Annotated in this window: 20 protein-coding genes and 1 tRNA gene; 12 read left to right on the forward strand and 9 right to left on the reverse strand. The window is 51.1% G+C overall.

Annotated elements, in window-relative coordinates; all coding sequences use genetic code 11:
- Nucleotides 1-289 precede the first annotated feature (289 nt).
- The 4 genes from BLW29_RS09630 to BLW29_RS09645 all read left to right on the forward strand — a co-directional run bounded on the left by BLW29_RS09630 (nucleotide 290) and on the right by BLW29_RS09645 (nucleotide 2736).
- The gene (locus tag BLW29_RS09630) at nucleotides 290-1012 is read left to right on the forward strand and encodes a leucine-rich repeat domain-containing protein (RefSeq protein WP_090978681.1); all 723 of its coding nucleotides are present in this window, start codon (nucleotides 290-292) and stop codon (nucleotides 1010-1012) included.
- Between the two features lie 165 nt (nucleotides 1013-1177).
- Nucleotides 1178-1252 (forward strand) — tRNA-Thr (locus BLW29_RS09635).
- A gap of 292 nt (nucleotides 1253-1544) precedes the next feature.
- A complete protein-coding gene (locus tag BLW29_RS09640) occupies nucleotides 1545-1952 on the forward strand; it encodes a hypothetical protein (protein WP_090978683.1) in 408 nt (135 codons plus the stop codon).
- Between the two features lie 136 nt (nucleotides 1953-2088).
- Nucleotides 2089-2736, forward strand: a complete 648-nt coding sequence (locus BLW29_RS09645) for a hypothetical protein (RefSeq protein WP_090978685.1) — start codon at nucleotides 2089-2091, stop codon at nucleotides 2734-2736.
- Here the strand turns inward: BLW29_RS09645 and BLW29_RS09650 are convergent.
- Together BLW29_RS09650 and mscL are read right to left on the reverse strand one after the other, a co-directional pair.
- Nucleotides 2697-3356 carry an NUDIX hydrolase gene (locus BLW29_RS09650; RefSeq protein WP_090978687.1) on the reverse strand — a complete coding sequence of 220 codons (660 nt, stop codon included), beginning with the start codon at nucleotides 3354-3356 and terminating at the stop codon, nucleotides 2697-2699. The genes BLW29_RS09645 and BLW29_RS09650 overlap by 40 nt on opposite strands.
- Before the next feature lie 3 nt (nucleotides 3357-3359).
- A complete protein-coding gene (gene mscL, locus BLW29_RS09655) occupies nucleotides 3360-3818 on the reverse strand; it encodes a large-conductance mechanosensitive channel protein MscL (protein ID WP_090978689.1) in 459 nt (152 codons plus the stop codon).
- 178 nt (nucleotides 3819-3996) lie between these two features.
- On the opposite strand from mscL, the gene BLW29_RS09660 reads away from it, so the two are divergent.
- Entirely contained in the window at nucleotides 3997-5802 is a 1806-nt protein-coding gene (locus BLW29_RS09660) for an ATP-binding protein (RefSeq protein WP_090978691.1), read from the forward strand.
- Between the two features lie 44 nt (nucleotides 5803-5846).
- Here BLW29_RS09660 and BLW29_RS09665 read toward each other — a convergent pair whose 3' ends face one another.
- Nucleotides 5847-6866 (reverse strand): diacylglycerol/lipid kinase family protein, encoded by a 1020-nt coding sequence (locus BLW29_RS09665; RefSeq protein ID WP_090978693.1) that lies wholly within the window; start codon nucleotides 6864-6866, stop codon nucleotides 5847-5849.
- A 190-nt stretch (nucleotides 6867-7056) separates the two neighbouring features.
- On the opposite strand from BLW29_RS09665, the gene BLW29_RS09670 reads away from it, so the two are divergent.
- Both BLW29_RS09670 and BLW29_RS09675 read left to right on the forward strand, forming a co-directional pair.
- Nucleotides 7057-8193 (forward strand): DNA alkylation repair protein, encoded by a 1137-nt coding sequence (locus BLW29_RS09670; protein WP_090978695.1) that lies wholly within the window; start codon nucleotides 7057-7059, stop codon nucleotides 8191-8193.
- Entirely contained in the window at nucleotides 8190-9209 is a 1020-nt protein-coding gene (locus tag BLW29_RS09675; RefSeq protein ID WP_090978697.1) for an FUSC family protein, read from the forward strand. Before BLW29_RS09670 ends, BLW29_RS09675 begins: the two co-directional genes overlap by 4 nt.
- 60 nt (nucleotides 9210-9269) lie before the next feature.
- Here the strand turns inward: BLW29_RS09675 and BLW29_RS09680 are convergent, their stop codons facing one another.
- The 6 genes from BLW29_RS09680 to BLW29_RS09705 all read right to left on the reverse strand — a co-directional run bounded on the left by BLW29_RS09680 (nucleotide 9270) and on the right by BLW29_RS09705 (nucleotide 13644).
- Entirely contained in the window at nucleotides 9270-9563 is a 294-nt protein-coding gene (locus BLW29_RS09680; RefSeq protein WP_090978699.1) for a transposase, read from the reverse strand.
- A 99-nt stretch (nucleotides 9564-9662) separates the two neighbouring features.
- Complete coding sequence (locus BLW29_RS09685) at nucleotides 9663-9974, reverse strand: hypothetical protein (protein WP_090978701.1); 312 nt, start codon at nucleotides 9972-9974, stop codon at nucleotides 9663-9665.
- A 22-nt stretch (nucleotides 9975-9996) separates the two neighbouring features.
- Complete coding sequence (locus BLW29_RS09690; protein WP_090978703.1) at nucleotides 9997-10602, reverse strand: TVP38/TMEM64 family protein; 606 nt, start codon at nucleotides 10600-10602, stop codon at nucleotides 9997-9999.
- Between the two features lie 22 nt (nucleotides 10603-10624).
- Nucleotides 10625-11809 (reverse strand): MFS transporter, encoded by a 1185-nt coding sequence (locus BLW29_RS09695; RefSeq protein WP_090978705.1) that lies wholly within the window; start codon nucleotides 11807-11809, stop codon nucleotides 10625-10627.
- Nucleotides 11810-12031: 222 nt separating this feature from the next.
- Nucleotides 12032-13306, reverse strand: coding sequence for a threonine ammonia-lyase IlvA (gene ilvA, locus BLW29_RS09700; RefSeq protein ID WP_090978707.1), 1275 nt, complete (start codon nucleotides 13304-13306; stop codon nucleotides 12032-12034).
- 137 nt (nucleotides 13307-13443) lie between these two features.
- The gene (locus tag BLW29_RS09705) at nucleotides 13444-13644 is read right to left on the reverse strand and encodes a hypothetical protein (RefSeq protein ID WP_090978708.1); all 201 of its coding nucleotides are present in this window, start codon (nucleotides 13642-13644) and stop codon (nucleotides 13444-13446) included.
- A 116-nt stretch (nucleotides 13645-13760) separates the two neighbouring features.
- Here BLW29_RS09705 and BLW29_RS09710 point away from each other — a divergent pair, with 116 nt between their 5' ends.
- The 5 genes from BLW29_RS09710 to BLW29_RS09730 all read left to right on the forward strand — a co-directional run bounded on the left by BLW29_RS09710 (nucleotide 13761) and on the right by BLW29_RS09730 (nucleotide 16205).
- The gene (locus BLW29_RS09710; RefSeq protein ID WP_177186562.1) at nucleotides 13761-14369 is read left to right on the forward strand and encodes a DUF2238 domain-containing protein; all 609 of its coding nucleotides are present in this window, start codon (nucleotides 13761-13763) and stop codon (nucleotides 14367-14369) included.
- A 214-nt stretch (nucleotides 14370-14583) separates the two neighbouring features.
- Nucleotides 14584-15135, forward strand: a complete 552-nt coding sequence (locus BLW29_RS09715) for a histidine phosphatase family protein (RefSeq protein ID WP_090978712.1) — start codon at nucleotides 14584-14586, stop codon at nucleotides 15133-15135.
- Complete coding sequence (locus BLW29_RS09720; protein WP_090978714.1) at nucleotides 15126-15548, forward strand: GNAT family N-acetyltransferase; 423 nt, start codon at nucleotides 15126-15128, stop codon at nucleotides 15546-15548. Before BLW29_RS09715 ends, BLW29_RS09720 begins: the two co-directional genes overlap by 10 nt.
- 71 nt (nucleotides 15549-15619) lie before the next feature.
- Nucleotides 15620-15925, forward strand: a complete 306-nt coding sequence (locus tag BLW29_RS09725) for a Dabb family protein (RefSeq protein ID WP_090978716.1) — start codon at nucleotides 15620-15622, stop codon at nucleotides 15923-15925.
- A 34-nt stretch (nucleotides 15926-15959) separates the two neighbouring features.
- Complete coding sequence (locus BLW29_RS09730) at nucleotides 15960-16205, forward strand: hypothetical protein (protein ID WP_090978718.1); 246 nt, start codon at nucleotides 15960-15962, stop codon at nucleotides 16203-16205.
- Nucleotides 16206-16225 lie beyond the last annotated feature (20 nt).

The following is a 16225-nucleotide window of genomic DNA, read 5'->3' on the forward strand; positions in this document are numbered from 1 at the left end:
AGCGAAGAATGGTGCAGCATTGTATCAGAAACGTTAAAAAGTAATGCAACTTCCAAGTTTTCGGGGTTGCATTTTTTTTGTTAAAAGCGATATTTAAATCCACCAAATAAAATGTAAATATATGTTGATTCTATAGATATATTGTCGTACTATTATTTTTTTTGTAAAAATATTACATAAATAAGGAGGTTTCGGAAATATACAATAAGCTAAATATAATTATAGTGAGTAGCTTGAGGGATTGTCCTTAGCTACTCTTTTTTGAGGGGGAATATTATGAAAAAAAAGAATGCGATTGGAGCACTATCCTTTAAGTACGAAGGATCTTCTTCGTGTAGAGCGTTTATCTCTAAGTGGGATCGGCTTGAAAGATTTGAAGGGCCTAGACTCATTATCCAATCTTAATGAGCTTAATCTCACCGATAATAAAATTGAATCTTTATCAGGTATAGAGTCATTAACTAAGCTGAAAGTATTGGCTGTTAAGAACAACAATATTACAGACCTTAGCCCAGTTGTCGGACTTAAGAATTTAGTTTTTCTGGATATAAGCACGAATCAAATTACGAACATCGAGAGTATTCAATCGTTAACTCAATTAACTACACTTGATATGGTGGAAAATCAGATTGAAAGTATAGATCAACTGGCAGGTCTCACGAATCTGGAAGCGTTTTGTGTGGATGAAAATAAAATCAAAAATATTGATGTAGTTAACAACTTTAATAAACTCACAATCCTTGGAGTTGGCGGTAATCCAATATCGGACCTTTCGCCGCTCTTGCATTTAAAGCAGCTTCAATGGCTGATGGTTGGGAAACTGAATATTAAAGAGCTTACCTGGATCGAACATTTCCCTAATCTCAGCGTTCTATATGCTCATGATAATCAAATCACAGATCTTAAACCGTTAACGAAACTGGCTCATTTAAATTCATTAAAAATTGATAACAATCCCGTAACCAACTATGAAGTGTTGGATCAAATGAAGCTTGAGAAACTCATTAAATAGATTGCAAATAACTAGGCGAATCCCCCGTGGTTAATCACGGGGGATTCTTGCTCGATAGGAGACTCTAAGCAATGCAAGATAGTTGTTAGAAAGAGGATTGACGACGAGATATCGATGCAGTATATTGAAAAAAGTTATAGTTTTACACAGAAGTAGCAGACTCATGCTGGTGTAGCTCAGGGGCAGAGCAACGCACTCGTAATGCGTAGGCCGGGGGTTCAATTCCCTTCACCAGCACCATAACAATCCAATAAGGGCGCGGTTTCCGAGGTTTCGGAGGCTGCGCTTTTTTTGATGTTCGTATAGTCATAGAATTTCTGTTCGAATAGGCATCCCAGCACTCGGAATAGCAGGCTGTTGTACCGTCATGACACTAAATCGGCTATAAGAGGTAGGCTGATAGAGGGGAAGGCGATCGACTACGCGGAAACAGCGGCTTGTAGGTTATGCGGTTGCCGCGGGAATCTTGTCTTATACTAGAACACCTCTCCTTTCATAGTGTATTGTAGTTCGTTTGAAAGGAGGAAATCAGGTGTCAATTAAATTGAAAGTGAAGAGTGTTCAAAAGGTGGCTTCCAAATCCAGGAAATCTCGCGGTGCGCGTGTTTCCAACGAGCAAATGATGGGAAACAGAAGCGGCAGCCATTGTTGTAACCAACGTGATGGCGCTGTTGAAGGTATCCAAGAGGCAGGTGCGGATCTATCCGATTTGTTCTGTCAGCTTCGTTCGCCGGTAGCAGCTGCTAAGCTTGTGCGTGCTATCCGCTGCAGAAACCGTAAAGTCATTGAAGAGTTGATCGGCTCCAACTGTAATGTTGTCTGTTTCTTCCACCAAGGCCGTATGGCTTGTGTACGCATTTCGTGTGTGTTTGGTAATTGCTGCGACGTCCGCATTACATTCGACATTTGCGTATCGATGGGAAATTGTAACAACTTCTAAATTTGATTGGCGAACCGTCTTCCTCTGTAAGGGCTGTCTTCACTTCGGTGAGGCAGCCCTTATTTGTGACGAACCCCTACCGGGACACCGGCATAGACTAACTGGTAATGGACGTTTGGCATAGGAGGGGACAGGTATGCCGTTTATTCAGAATTTTCCGTCAGCGCTTCTGCAGGAGCATGTGCAATGGCACCATGCCAATCATCACGATGATCCGTCGCAGCTGCCGGCGGGTTATGGTGCTAAATTTATGCAATTCCATCGTTATTTTATCAATAAAGCGCTGCAGTGGTATTATCAACAAGGGTATGACCCGCAGCTCGTCGCGCCGTGGCAAAGTGTGCCTGAGGCGATCCGCAACACCAGCTGTTACAACAGAAACGCCGAAGCGCGCCTTATGAATAACCTGCAGTCGTTCAGCACGCTGGATCAGCTCGGGTTGTTTATCGAGGGCTCGAATTTGCATGGATGCATTCATCAAGAGGCGTCGAGAATTTTTGGCGAGAACTTCCTGAATGATTTCGATTTGGCACCTCAGAGCACGTATTTCTATCAAATACATGGCATGCTTGATCAGTGGTATAAGCGGTGGGAACAGCTGGCTGGGCAGAACGGTTTCGTAGGAGGCGGCAGAGGTGCGAGTCAGACACGGAAGTCAGCTTCTACAGGCAACCGAGGGCAGGTCAGCTCAGCAGTGAGTTCGTCCAGAAGAGGAAAAAAAAAGGCGCAGTTCCGCCCTACTGCTCACAAATGGAGCAGCAAAGCGCGGAATACGCCTGAATAATAGCTTAAAGGCCGTGTTACAAAGTCGGAGGTCTTCACTTGCACCGTCGAAGGGAGCTGCTGATGATCGGGGCCAAGTCGGAAACCGGCCGCCGCTGCAAGATCCTGCTTCCCATCAAACAGGGCAATCATCTCTTCGAGGTCGGCTTCGTACACCCCAGCCACTTCTTCGGCTTGCAGGGTCAGCGACCCGAGCGGCGCGTCATAGACGAAACCGTACACCCCGCTGACCTCGCAGTCGACAAACGCTGTGCCCTTGGCGAAGCCCGCAGCTTCATGACGCGCTTCGCCAAGCGGTATAAGCGCTTCGAACGGGATGGATGCGCCGAGCTCCTCTTCGATTTCGCGCGCGGCATCACGCATCGACTCGCCGGCCGACAGATGCCCAGCCGCTGTGATGTCGTAGAAGCTCGGGAACGTATCCTTGTCCGAGCTCCGCTGTTGAAACAGCACCAGCTTGCGACTGCCTTCGCGCCGCACGAGCCAGCAGTGAATGGAACGATGCCACAGACCTCGCGCATGTACTTCACTGCGAGGAGCCGTTCCGAGCCAGACGCCGGCTTCATCGTAAATGTCGAAGTGCTCCTCTTCAGAACCGGATACGTGCGCAGAAGTTGTCATCGGCTAGGATAAGCCTTCCTGCAGCTCAGCAGGCTCATCATTCAGATGAGACGTGCAATGACCGCAGCGGGTAGCTTTGACAGGGATTTTGGACAAGCAGTATGGGCATGTCTTATCCGTCGGCTCAGCCGGTTTGGTTTCGGCCTCCTTGATACTCAGGCGGCGAAGGCTATTTGCTCCTTTAACGATCATGAATATACAGAAGGCTACAATTGTAAAATCGAGAATGACGTTAAGAAAATTACCGTAAGCGATTTTTACAGAATCATCTGCGGATAGACTAATAAATTTATCAGCCAGGTTGACGTTGCCAAGCAGCTTGCTGATCGGCGGCATAATGATATCGTTGACCATGGAAGTTACAATTTTGCCGAAAGCACCTCCGATGATAACGCCGACTGCCAAATCCAGCACGTTGCCGCGGACGGCAAACTCTCTAAACTCTTTTAAAATTTTAACCATATAAGGTCACTCCTTTACTTGCAATATTATAGCGCACCTCCCAGTTTAGGAACAGTCTAGATGTCATAGGAAGGGGATTCCTACACTTTCCTAGCGAAGAAAAAAGGATAATTTGGGAATATGTCGAATTCCACAGCGAGTAGACTTCCCAAAAATCTATCGTTATCGGAGAATCGTAATGAGTGAACTTATGATCGGCGATAATTGGATGCTGTTGATGCTGGCACTCACAATCAATTTATTTGCCTCCATCACGATGTACAGCATGATTGGTCACCTCCAAATGCTCCGTGTCATGCGGCAATATTGGCTGCTTAGCGGTGCGCTTGTGTATGGTCTCGGGTTGTGGGTGAGCCATTTCATCATATTATTAACATCAGACACCATGATTCTCATTGACTGGACGATCATTGTTAAGCTATTCAGCATAATGGCAAGCGCTTACGGTTCCTTCCGGCTGCTTGGTTCCAGGTTATCGCATATGGTTCGTCTACTGGGCAGCAGCTTGCTGATGGCACTGGGAACGAGCTCTTTGATTTATTCCACGCTGCTCAGCTTGCAGGTGGAAGGCTACAGCCTACATCTCAATTTGGCTTGCCTCTCGTTTGTGTTCAGTTTCTTCGGGACGGCGTGCTCTTTCTATATCTTCGAGCGGAAGAACGGCTCCATGCTGATTGCGGGCCTGCTACTCGGATTCGTTGGCATTATTATGCAGCTGTTAGGGCTTGAAACGGTTACCGTGATCTATTCGGTTGTGCTTACCGCAGATCGACTGAATGATTATATGCAGCTGCTCTCTGTTGTACTTGGTTTGGCTACGCTGGTCATTTTTGTATTCAGCTTGGTAGCCCGTTATGTAGACCGCCGTTATACCTCGATGAATGAACGCTATAAGCTGCTGGTTGAAACGTCCATTGATATGATCGCCATCATTCATGATGAGAAATGGGAATATATCAATCGTTCCGGACTCCAAATGTTCGCGGCGGACAGCGAGGCCGATATGCTCGGCAAACCGGTCTATCAATTTCTGCAGCCCAAGTTTCATACGGTGCTGAAGCGAATGCTTCAAGTGACGAAGCAGCGGGTTCGGCAGAGCCCGATCGAGCTGGATTGGTATACGGTGCAAGGAAAACCGCTTCATACGGAAGTCATTGAGACCAGCACGAAGCTGTCAGGTAAATCTGTTTTTCAGATCATTATCCGCGACATCTCGGAGCGCAAGAAGAACGAAGAGCTGCTCATTAATTCCGAGAAGCTCTATGTGGCCGGCCAGCTGGCGGCAGGAATCGCGCATGAAATCCGCAACCCGCTCACCTCCTTGAAGGGATTCCTGCAGCTCATCGCATCCGGGCGCAACAACAGCAAGAACTATTACGACATTATGAAGTCGGAATTGAATCGGATCGAATCGATCGTGAGCGAGCTGCTGATGCTGTCCAAGCCTCAAATCTACGAACTGGCGTACAAAGATATCCGCTCCATTATGGCGGATACGATTACGCTGCTGGAAGCACAGGCGATCCTGCACAATATAGAGATTGAATCGAATTTAGGCCAGGAAGCGCTGTGGGTGCGAGGCGTTGAGAATCAGCTCAAGCAAGTGTTTATCAATGTGCTCAAGAACGCGATCGAGGTCATGATGGACGGTGGCCAAATTAAAGTGACATGCTTGCGCGAAGGCAATCGTATTATCGCGCGCATCGCGGATCGGGGACCCGGTATTCCGCAGGATCAGCTCGCGAAGATCGGTCAACCTTTCTATACGACGAAGGAGAAGGGCACGGGCCTCGGGCTGATGGTGACTTACAAAATCGTAGACAATCATCAAGGCAGCATCGAAGTGAAAAGCTCTATGGGTGATGGGACAACATTTGATATCATACTGCCTTTTCAGATTCCGGCAGAGGTTACGGATGTTGAGGTTTGGAACAAGGTCACGCCGATCCACAGGCTGCGCCAAGAAGACGAAAGCGCATCATGAGCTTGTCATGATGCGCCAGCTATAAGCTGCAAAGAGGCAGCCGGTTACCGCAGTAAGCTAATGCGGTTGCCGGCTGCTTCTGCGTATAAGGGGGTGGCACCGGCAGGTTCACCGTCACCATAGATCCCAATTGGCTCTTCGCCGGTCCTCTGCTGGTCCGCGACGGTAACGACCTTGCCCCGCAGCATCTTCACGTAGGGGAGATGAACATGTTTGCCGCTTAGCAGCGTAGGGAAGACGCGCAGCATCTGCAGCGCGGTGCAGGTATGGATCACGCACACGTCCAGCAGGCCGTCAGTTGGCGAAGCATCCGGGCAAATGCGCAAGCCTCCGCCATACGCCGGAACGCTGCATACGGCTGCCATCCAGCCGCGTTCGAATTCGTGTGCCTTACCGTCCACCGTCACAATAATCGGCCTTGGGCGATAGGACATCAGCATTTGAAAGAGACCGATGACATAGGCGAAGGAGCCTGCCCCCAGCAGGTTGCATAGCTTCTTATAGGCGGAACGGTTAACGGCTGCGGCAATTGCGGCATCGAAGCCGACGGCAAGAGCGGTGAGAACAGGGCGCATTGTCGATGGTTCGCCCGGAGCACTGCTGTGCAGCACGATGAGATCTACGGGTAAAGCGCTTTCGCAGCTGAGGATGCGATTGAGTGCTTCGATCGGCTCAGAAGGAATTTCGAAGGCACGCGCAGTGTCATTGCCTGAACCGGAAGGGATAATGCCAAGCGGCACGCCGCTCTCATATAAAGCAGGCAGTATGCTGTGGATCGTACCGTCTCCGCCGATCACAATGACGGCCTGAACGGCCGGTTGCACTGCGGGGCTTCCGAGCGAACCGTTGCTATTCGCGGTAGCAGGCACATCAGCCGCCAAGTCCGTACTGCTGCCCTTGTAGTTGGCAAGCTGCTTGCGGATTTCCGTGCATGCCTCCTCTGGCGTTCGTGCCAAGATGGCTTGGTAAGGGAGCTTGCGCCGCTGCAGCTCAGCCTCCACGAGAGCCCATACTTTCTTGCCCCGGCCGCCGCCGGACTTGTCATTTACGGCAAAAACCCACATGTGCTTGACGCCTCCTCTGATGTGCTCATTATAAAGGCGGATCAGCAGGTTGAAAACTTCTTTTTGTTGGAGAATCGGCTATAATACTTGAGTGTTGCAAAAAGCCCGGAAGACTCAAGTATAATACTTGAGTATTGCAAAAAGCTCGGAAGACTAAAGTATAATAGCGATAGGAGGCGATAACAGAGAGATGGCAGAACCGTTGAAATTGATGTATGACATGCCGTTCCTGCGGCGATTTGCGGAGTTAACAGCATCCGAGTGGCCACCCTTCGAGCGTGAACGCTTTATTCAGCTTGTTATCGGCGAAGGCTGGGAGGAGCTGGAGCTCAAGGGCCGAATTCGCCGAATTACGGAATCATTAGGGGCTGTACTGCCTGCATCTTACCCGGAGGCACTGGCTGTGCTGCTTGCGATTCATGAGCGGTGCTCCGGATTTCCTTATTTATTCTTTCCCGACTTTGTAGAACGTTATGGGCTCTCCGATTGGGAGCGTTCCATGCATGCGCTCGCGAAGTTCACGATTCAATCGTCGGCGGAATTTGCGATTCGGCAATTTCTAATACAAGAGACGGAGCGGACGATGGCCCGCATGATGGAATGGGCACAGAGTGATAATGAGCATTTACGACGTCTGGCCAGCGAAGGCTGCAGACCGCGATTGCCGTGGGGACAGGCACTCTCGATGTTCAAGCGTGATCCGTCCCCGATCCTCCCGCTGCTGGAGCTGCTCAAGTGCGATCCATCGCTCTATGTGCGTAAGAGTGTCGCGAACAATCTAAACGATATCGCCAAAGATCATCCTGATGTCGTCAAAGCAATCGCTGCTCGTTGGAAAGGACAACATGCGCTAACAGATTGGATCGTGCGTCACGGCTGTCGTACGCTGATTAAAGCTGCCGATCCGGAGATTATGGCGCTGTTCGGTTATGAGGAAGGGGCCGCGCAAAGCTGCGTGGATGCCGCTGAAATTGAGGTTATGTCAGATAAGGTGGAGATCGGCGGTATCGTTCAGGTCAGCTACGCAATGCGACTGACTGATTCGGCGAACGAACCGGTTAAGCTTCGTATCGAGCTTGGTGTTTCCTATGTGAAAGCAGGAGGCAAGGTATCGCAGAAACGGTTCCTGCTGAGCGACAAGCGTACAGCGCCGGGAGCAAGATTGACCGGCGGGAAGAAGCTGGACTTCACAGACTTAACGACACGTAAGCATTATCCGGGACTGCACCGGCTTGAGCTTATCGTGAACGGCGCTCCCGTTGCTGAAACGGCAGTCATGGTCTACGGTTCGGTTGAGGAGCTCAAGAAGGGGAGCAGAGTGGAATGAACATCGGCGCACGCGTGTTGAAAACAGGCCTCGCGGTAGCGCTGGCGGTCTATCTGAGCAGTCTGCTGGAGTTCCCTTCCCCGATCATCGCGGCCGTTGCTTCCATATTTACGATGCAGCCCTCCATCTCGCGTTCTTGGCAGCAAGTTATCGATCAGCTGCAAACAAATGTGCTAGGGGCCATAGTGGCACTCGCAGCCGTTCGGTTATTCGGGCATACCCCGATTGCGGTTGGCTTGGTTTGCATTATCGTCATTCTAATCAGTATAAAGCTCCGGATGGAGAATACGATCGGGCTGACGCTCGTAACTGTAGTAGCGGTGATGGAAGCGAATCAGGGAGGCTGGCTGTTTGCCGTCGAACGATTCCTCATGGTACTGACAGGAATGGGCGCCGCTTTCGCGGTCAACATTCTCGTTATTCCCCCGCGTCCGCGCAAGCTGTTCACCGTTCAAGTGCAGGAAGCCTATACGCAACTATCTTTGCTGCTGCGCATGGCAATTTCGAACGAGATGCGCGAGGACGTGCATCGCAAGGAGAAAGAGAAGCTGCAAGGAACGCTGCGCAAGCTCGATGAGGCCTATTTGCTATTCGAGGAAGAGCGTTCACTGTTTCCGCAGCGCAGGCAGGCGCGTGCACGGCAATTGATTCTGTCCAAGCATCTCATCAAGGCGCTTCATCAAGGCGTCGATTTGCTGGAAGTGGTGGAAGAGCATTATTTTGCAGCTGCAGGAGCAGAAGCGTGGGCGAAGCAATTCGATCGCCAGATTGAAGAGCTGACGAAGTACCACGAACAGATTTTGCTGAAGATTGAGGGAAAAATGAAGCCGAGCGCTGAAATCGAGCCCGAGGAAGAACGTGAGGCAAGACTGATCAAGCAGTTGACCGATTACATGCGCGAGGACCCGGACGAGCATAAGCGGCTTGTCTTCGTCGCATCGGCCATGCTGGAGTACGCTTATCACTTGCGCCGATTAGAACGCGTGTCGGACCAAGTCCAGCAGCGCAGCGACTAGTCCATAACGAGATAACGCCCTTGTACCGGCACTTGGCGCCGGATACAGGGGCGTTATTCATTACTCCAATTTATTCGGTTTCGCAGGATGTCGCTTCGGATGCTGAAGATGCGCCTCGTGTGCGGTAGCATCCTTCTGCGGGTAGTCACGCGGATCGGTTTCGCCTGTCTCGTGGGTGTTGATATCGAGCTGAGTGAGCTCCCACTCGGTCGAGCCCAGCATCGGATCGGCCGGGAACACTTCCCCGCGTGCGAGCTTCTCCTCCCGGCCCCACTCATTCTTATATACACCGTCTACTTCAACCGGTTCGCCGGACATGGGATCCATTTCAAAATGGCCTTTTTCTTCGCTCATAACGTTCTCCTCCTGATGAATGGCATCCTTAACAGTCTGCCACAGGGGGAGGGAAACTATGTGCGAACCAGACCAGTGGAGAACTTGTGCGAATAGCGGTTAGATCAGTCGCAGCCCGCAAGAAGGGCATTCCACATGCTGATGGGTGACGGGATCGCCGCAGGCTGGACAAGGTTCGGTGAAGGGCTCTTCGGATAAGGCATCACGAGCTGCAGCGCTCTCTTGTTGCCCGCTGGCGGCGGGATCTGCTTGAACAGGGGAAGCGGCACCGCCGAACAAGGCTGTCACGAATTGTTTGATTTCTGGATGTTTGTCCGAATCATCCGTCGACAAACGAATCATGAAAACCATGGCTGCGACAAGTCCGCCTGCTAGCAGCAATACAATGCTGGTTGCAAATACATTCATCATAATAAGCGGACCCTCCCCAGGATTATTTCAGATGATAACGTGACTCCAGCTTCTTGCCGCCAAACCACATCACGACGAGCAGCACAAGAGTGATGATGATGCGCCACGGTTCTTCGAGCAGATCGCCAATATTGAAGCTCAGCAGCGATACGCTGAAAATCATCACCGCTTTACCGAGCAAGATGGCAAGCGCGAAGGAACCGAAGGAAATCCCGCTAAGACCCGATACGATGTTAATAATGGCAGAAGGCGAGAATGGAAAACATGCGAATAGAAAGATCGGTGTAAAGCCGCGCCGTTCAATGAAAGTGAGCAGTTTCGAAGCTCTCGGGAAACGGCGGCGAAGCCAGCCGCTGAAATGACCGCCCAGCTTGCGCGCGAGCCAGAACACAAGAATCGATCCGACGGATACGCCAAGCCAGGAATAGAAGGAGCCGAGCCACAGCCCGTAAATATTCGCATTCGCGGCAACAAATACGAGCAGCGGCAGAATCGGCAGAAACGATTCTGCCAAGGGCAGCAGAATACCCGGCAGCGGTCCGTAAGCTTTGTAGCTCTCCAGCGTTCGCTGCAGGTGTTCAAGGTCCATTTTCTTAAAGGAGTCAATCAATTCTTGCAAAACATTCATTCCGTGTTCTCTCCTTGCTTCATCACGTTTTGCCGTGGCTGCTGTCTTTAAACGCACGGAATGGGAACCAAATGTAGAAAAAGCCGATTAACGCATACATGACTCCGCTGTACCAAAGTACGGCAGATTGTCCCTGCCAGGTAGCCAAGGTGCCGCCGACAACAGGACCGATCATCCCGCCAATGCCCTCGACGGTTGAGAAGATTCCCCATCCGAGCCCCTGCTGCTTAGGGGGCACATAATTGGCCAGAAGCGCATTCCAAGCAGGCAGCAGTGTGGCGTAAGACAAGCCGAGCACGGCGGTCAGCACGATACATTGCCACATTGGAGGAGCAAGCGATAGGAAGTAAAGGGCTGCGCCGATCATAACGAAGCCGAAGACGAGGAACCATTTCTTCCCGCCAAGATTGTCTGATAACCGTCCAAGTGGGATGAGGCCCGCAACGGTGCAAGCGCCGCCAGCGAGTAAGAGTATCGAATATTGCGCGCCGTTCATCCCGAGTTTGTTCTCGGCAAAACTCGGCAGAATAGGCACAAGCATGCCCGCACCCATCGTTTGCAGCACCATTCCGGGCAGCAGCAGACGCATATGCCGAAGACGTTCCTTTAGTATTACGAGCTGTTCGCGTAATGGTAGCGAAGAAGTTGCGCCGGACGACTTCTGGTTGCTGATAAACAAGGAGAGCAGCCAGCAGAGAAGCGCCAGCCCAAGCAGCAAATAATAGGTCCAAGCGGTGCTGTAATCAAGCAAAATATTCGTCACAATCGGTCCGGAGCCGATGCCGATGAACCAGATCGTATAGAGAAAGCCCATCTGCATGGCTCGGCGATCCTCGGAAACCTTCGTCAGACAAACGATCCAAATCGGCGATATGCCGACGCCATATAAGGCGGCAGCGGTAATAAACAACCATGGCTGCTGAGCGAATTGCAGGAGGAAAATGCCGACGAGCGAAGCAAACAGGCCGGTATGTACGACGAACCGGATGGAGAAGCGATCGAGCAAATAGCCGATGGCCATCTTGAGCGCAGTGTCGGTTAAGTAGTGAGCGGTAATGGCGATGCCGATAATGTCGAGAGATAGACCGAGCGTCTTCTCGCCGAAGATCGGCAGGAAGCTGATCAATGCAGCGCCGCGGACGAATTCAACCAAAAATAAAATGACCGAGAACAATGCAATTTCACGGCCGAACAGACGAGTAGTCATGATGTCACATCCCCTTTAGGCAGAGTAATCCGAAGAACAATCACCGGTGGGCAGACGTCTTCTTCATTATATGCAAGCTGGAACAAAAATCCAAGTGATGCTCCCGCAGCAGGTACGCTATAGGATTCCCCAGAAATTTGCGGTTCATTGCTTGTTGTAACCGGGAGATAACAAAAAAGCCTGACCGCTCCAAGGGAGGAGCGGCCAGGCTTTACAGAAACATTAAATGAGGAGATTGAACAAAACCGGGTCCTTGTTTAGTTCCAGGAAATTAAGCCCCTTCTTGTGCATGCGCGCAACGAGCGGTTCATAATCGTTACGGTTCTTGAGCTCGATGCCGACAAGCGCAGGTCCGTTGTCTTTGTTATGCTTCTTCGTATATTCAAACCGAGTGATATCATCATCGGGTCCGAGCACCTCGTCGAGGAATTCGCGCAGAGCGCCTGCCCGCTGCGGGAAGTTAACCATGAAGTAATGCTTCAGCCCTTCGAATACGAGCGAGCGCTCCTTGATTTCCTGCATCCGGTCGACATCGTTATTACCGCCGCTGACGACGCAAACGACCGTTTTGCCGGCGATTTGATCCCGGTACAGATCGAGTGCCGCAATCGGCAGTGAACCAGCCGGTTCTACGACGATGGCATTCTCGTTGTACAGATCCAGCATCGCTGTGCAGGCTTTGCCTTCCGGTACGAGAATGATGTCATCAATCATATCCCGGCACATCCGGAAGGTCAGTTCGCCGACACGCTTAACGGCAGCGCCGTCGACGAATTTATCGATCGTCTCCATCGTCTGCACTTCGCCTGCATCGAGCGAGGCACGCATGGATGCGGCGCCTTCCGGCTCAATGCCGATCAACTTCGTGCTTGGCGAGACGGCTTTGACATAAGCGCCAACGCCTGCAGCGAGACCGCCGCCGCCGATCGTCACGAACACGAAGTCAGGTGCAGATTCGATGGCTTCCATAATCTCTTTGCCAATCGTTCCGTTGCCTGCAATGATCTTCGGATCGTCGAAGGGATGAATGAAGGCGAGATCGTCCTTGCGGCTCGCTGCGATTGCCTCGTTGAACGCATCATCGAACGTATCGCCGGTTAGAATAATTTCGACATCGGCGCCGCCGAAGAAGGCGACTTGATTGACCTTCTGCCTAGGCGTTGTGCTCGGCATATAAATTTTGCCGGGGATACCGAGCGTATGGCAGGAATAAGCGACGCCTTGGGCATGGTTGCCGGCACTGGCGCAGACGACGCCGCGCATTACGCGCTCTTCCGGAAGCGACTTAATCAAGTGATACGCACCCCGCAGCTTGAACGAACGGACGACCTGAAGATCCTCCCGTTTCAGATAAACATTGCAGCCGTAGCGCTCGGACAACACGCGGTTATGCTGCAGCGGTGTACGTGCCGCCACTTCCTTTACGTGCATTTGCGCTTGTGCAATTTCGGTCAAGCCAACTGAGATCGTCGAACCCACATTCCATTCATTTCCCATGACAGCCCATTCCTCCCCGAATCCTTATAAACAACAAAAAAATCCCGTCCCACAAGGGACGAGATTGATCTCGCGTTACCACCCTACTTCCGCTAAAACCTTCATTATCGAAGGCCGTAACGGCTCTTTGTCACGTACTACCATACGCGCTCCGTATAACGGCGGATACCGTCCATGCTTACTGTCCGGGCTTCAAGCAGGCTTGAAGGGGGCGGGTTCTGCAGGGCTTCTTCGGGAGGATGCAGCATAGCTCGGCAAACGTCGGCTTTCAGCGATGCGCCGACTCTCTGAGGATTGTCCATAGCGATGTGCGTGTTCCCATCAACGAATTTGAACATTTCGATTACCCTTGTTATACTCCCAAGCCGGGCAATTGTCAACGGGCATTTGCCTAGGATATTTCGCCAGCAGCTCGGTAATGATGAGGGGACATGCCAGTGAGGAGGGAATGCACATGCCTTTTCGAAGCAATCGGTGGCTCCAAGTCGACATAATCGTATTTGTCATACTATGGGTGCTTCTAGCGCTGTATCCCGTCCATGTGTTTGATTGGTGGATGGAAAATATATTGAACTTCCTGACGGTTATCGGACTTGTCATCGGATATCGCTATTTCAAATTCAACAACATCGCCTATACGCTGATCATGATCTTCTTATTGCTGCATACAGTTGGTGCGCATTACGCATATGGAGTTACGCCTCTGGATCGACTCATGCATCAGTTGTTTGATTTCAAGCGGAACCAGTATGACCGCGTGGTTCATTTTGGTTTCGGCTTATTGCTTGCTTATCCGGCAGTCGAGGTGCTGACCGGCGTAACGGGTTTACGCAAAGGCTGGTCGTACCTGCTCGTTCCGTGGTTGCTTCTGGGCTTCGCTGCGATCTACGAAATCGGTGAGATGTGGGTCGTATTTGCGGCTCCTCCGGAGAAAGGGAATATGTTTCTTGGCGCGCAGGGTGACAAGTGGGATGCTCAGCACGATATGGAGGTAACGCTTTACGGCGCAATTATTACAATGGTTTGGGTGTGGTTATACAGGCGGAAACGCGGGAGTGTGTAGAAAATAATAGACGAGAGTGTTACTCTGTCTATATTAATATATGGTGAATTGTGATTCTGTCTATAGAAGTGCTGAGAGGGGTGTCCGGCTAGTGAGAGGCGACACCTTATTTTGTATGTAAAGAGGTGTTGTCAGCTGGTAGCATGGATTATAATGGATGACATAGGCGAGAGAAGCAGATAGGAAGTGATGGGTGTTACATACGAGGCTTTATATGGTCAGACATGCGGAATCCTCCTATTCGGCCAGAGAGGATCGTACGCGGGGCTTATCGGCACGAGGCCAAGAGGATGTTCACCGAGTTACGGCGCTTCTGCGTGACACGCCTATCGATGCAGTCGTTTCCAGTCCTTACGCGAGAGCAATGCTGACCGTGCAGGGAATTGCCGAGCAGCGTGGCTTGCCGATTATTTCGTATGAAGAGCTGCGAGAACGACAGCTTCATGGCATTGACTATCCGCTCGGAGAAGGCGAGTTTCAGGCAGCAGTTAAGCGGTCCTTCGAGGATCACGATGCGGCGCTTCCCGGCGGGGAATCGTTCAGGCAGGCGCAGCAGCGGGCAGTGCCGGTTATTAAGGAGCTGCTTCGTGATTATCAAGGTCGATCCATTGCTGTCGGAACGCATGGCAATGTGATGAGTATGATTTTGCATGCGTTTGATGCTCGTTATGGCTGGGAGTTCTGGAAGAGTACCTCGATGCCGGACGTGTACCGACTGGAGTTTCAACTTGACGAGCTGATTGGAGTCGAGCGTTTATGGAGCTGACTTACAGAGAAATGGTCATTGCCGACTATGATGAATCTCACGCGTTGTGGCTGAAGACAGAAGGAATGGTGCTGAGCGAAGCCGATTCCCGCGAAGAAATCGCGGGCTACTTAGCGCGAAACCCGGACTGCAGCTTCGTCTGTGAGGATAGCGGCGGGCAAGTGGTCGGTACGATATTAGGCGGGCATGATGGCAGGCGCGGTTTCATCTATCATGTGGCTGTATCGCAGGATCAGCGTGGCAAGGGAATTGGGGGCCAGCTCGTGAAGCGGAGTTTGGACAAGCTGCGCGAAGCGGGTATTCAGAAATGTCATCTGTTCGTCTTGGAGAATAACGAGATCGGCAATCGCTTCTGGGCGCGGTCGGGCTGGACGAGACGATCGGGTATTGCGCTATTTTCGACGGATACTTAGGGACGGCATTGGCGAGTGAGTTTGAAGTAAGACCCATATAAATCACACTAAACATTGGGAGGCACAACAATATGAATCAGACAAGCATTCAGCACATGGTTATTTTCAATTTGAAGCACGAGCAAGGATCGGCTGCGGCGGAGCAGTTCTTGAAGGATGGGGAGCGTCTGTTGACCTCGATTCCGGTTGTGCAGGAGTTCAGCGTGTTTAAACAAGTAAGCGTCAAGAACGATTACGACTATGGCTTCTCCATGGTGTTCAGCAGCCAGGAGGAGTACGAGACTTACAATGCGCATCCGGTGCATGTTGATTTTGTAGAGAACAGATGGATTCCGGAGGTTGACCGATTCCTGGAGATTGATTTTAAGAAACTTTAGGCTTCAGCCATAATTGGGAGGAAGGGATACGGGAGTGACAAGGAGACAGGCTGTTGTTGGCGCCATCCTATCGTTGATTTTCCCAAGCCTCGTATATGTCATCCTGTATGTTATTGTCGCGTTGAAAAATAGGGCTGAACAGGACTTTGCCTATCACGACAGCTATTTTCTGGTGATGCATGTGGGATGGGGCGGCTATCTGACTTGCGCGGTGCTTGCGATGCTTCTGTTTACGATCGTGGTCTGGGGATATTGGTTCGTGAGGAAGCTGATTAAGTAGCAAGGCGAGGCAGAGCGGAG

Origin of the sequence: Paenibacillus sp. CF384 (assembly GCF_900106745.1) — a bacterium.
Taxonomy (GTDB): domain Bacteria; phylum Bacillota; class Bacilli; order Paenibacillales; family Paenibacillaceae; genus Paenibacillus_Z.